2 protein-coding genes are annotated in these 1351 nt (G+C 52.0%); both read right to left on the reverse strand.

All coding sequences use genetic code 11. The features are described 5' to 3' along the window. Positions 1 to 941 (reverse strand): efflux RND transporter permease subunit (locus tag IEX60_RS24670; RefSeq protein WP_188754059.1); only part of this gene is annotated, 941 nt, incomplete at its 3' end. Between the two features lie 104 nt (positions 942 to 1045). After that, a partial coding sequence (locus IEX60_RS24675) for a hypothetical protein (protein WP_229717788.1) occupies positions 1046 to 1351 on the reverse strand: 306 nt, incomplete at its 5' end.

Here is a 1351-nt window from a genome sequence, read left to right on the forward strand (position 1 = left end):
ACCTCGATCCGTTCCTTCACGTTTTTAATGACCTCGTTGCTGTTTGCACCCTTGAGCATCATCACAACGGCTCCGGCTACTTCGCCGCGATCGTTGTAGGTCATGGCACCGTAGCGGGTAGCATACCCTGTTTTCACGGCAGCTACATGCTTCAATAGCACGGGAGTTCCATCGGTAGTAGTAGCAACGGCGATGTTGGCAATATCGTCTTCGTTGCCGATAAGCCCCTCACTTCGGATGTATAGGACGGTTGGCCCTTTTTCGATATAAGCGCCGCCCGTATTCTGGTTGTTGTTCTCCAGGGCGGTAAACAAGTCGTTGATCGTCAGGCTAAAGGACTGGAGCTTGTTGATATTGATGGCGATCTCATACTGCTTCAGCTTTCCGCCGAAACTGCTTACCTCGGCGACGCCCTGTACACCCAGCAGCTGCCTGCGGACAATCCAATCCTGGATGGTGCGCAGCTCGGTTACGTCGTAACGGTCTTCGTATCCTGCTTCCGGACGTACCACATACTGGTAAATTTCGCCTAGACCGGTCGAAATGGGCCCCAGCTCCGGCGTCCCGATACCGTCGGGTATTTCATCCCGGACCGTCTGCAGGCGCTCCGTTACTTGCTGCCTTGCCCAGTACACATCGGTGTTGTCGTCAAAAACAATGGTAACCAGCGACAGTCCAAAACGGGAGAAACTGCGTATTTCGGTAATCCCGTTGATGTTGCTGTTGGCCTGCTCAATGGGAAATGTGACCAGGCGCTCGATGTCGGTGGCTCCGAGCGACGGGGCCACGGTAATCACCTGCACCTGGTTGTTGGTGATGTCGGGCTGGGCATCGATCGGCAACCGCGTGGCCTCGTATAGGCCAAAGCCGATCAACGCAATGGTAAACAGCCCGATGATGAGTTTATTCCGGATGGAAAACTCAATGATGCTGTGTAACATGATTTTTTTCTCTGTTAATCAAATTAGGAAATGACGGTTGACAGGCGCCACGGATCGGGTTGCCTGTGCCGTTCTACGATAAAATCAATTTCAGGAAATGAGGATTAACAGGCCTGTGGCGGCTGCCAGACGGCGGATAGAAAGCTATCGTTGATGAACCGGTCGTTCCGGATCGGCGTTTTGCGGCTATCGTTTGTCCGGCCCCTGACATCGCTTTCCAGCGTAACCGGTTGCGGTGATATGCAAACTACCTGGAGTACATTGGAGTGCATCATGAACGGAAGTTTTTGGTCGTGTTCATAGTCCTCATCGTATGGATGGTTCTCCAAGTGGTTGCCTTTGTAATGAAATATCAGAAAGTCTACCACAGACATTGACGGAGTTTTTTCTTTGTGCTCGAAATAATGAGC

Source organism: Parapedobacter defluvii, assembly GCF_014642075.1.
Classification (GTDB): Bacteria; Bacteroidota; Bacteroidia; order Sphingobacteriales; family Sphingobacteriaceae; genus Parapedobacter; species Parapedobacter defluvii.